This is a genomic window from Ochrobactrum sp. SFR4 (genome assembly GCF_019730395.1).
In the GTDB taxonomy this organism is placed as follows: Bacteria; Pseudomonadota; Alphaproteobacteria; order Rhizobiales; family Rhizobiaceae; genus Pseudochrobactrum.
In genome coordinates, this window is the sequence record NZ_JAAPBB010001304.1 from 1 (window position 1) to 240 (window position 240).

General features: G+C 50.8%; 1 pseudogene. It reads right to left on the bottom strand.

Annotated features, from left to right (window positions below):
• Nucleotides 1–218: pseudogene (locus tag HBA93_RS23240) on the bottom strand (ornithine cyclodeaminase family protein); the annotation flags it as partial.
• Nucleotides 219–240 lie beyond the last annotated feature (22 nt).

Genomic DNA, 240 nt, shown 5'->3' on the forward strand with positions numbered 1-240 from the left:
TGATCAGCAGACAGTTCTGTATCACCGAATGCATGATGCAGTTCGCCACGATGGCGTGCCTGCTCACGACTATCGGTGACAACAATATCAGCCTTATGAATAAGTGCTGCTTCCAGCTCCTGCTTTTCCGGCGTGTCCGCACCGATAGCCGTAATATGCGTACCTGCCTGTATCATATCTGCAGTTAATATGACTTCACGGCTTGCAGTCGTCGTCACGATTAAGCGTGCTTGTTGCGCC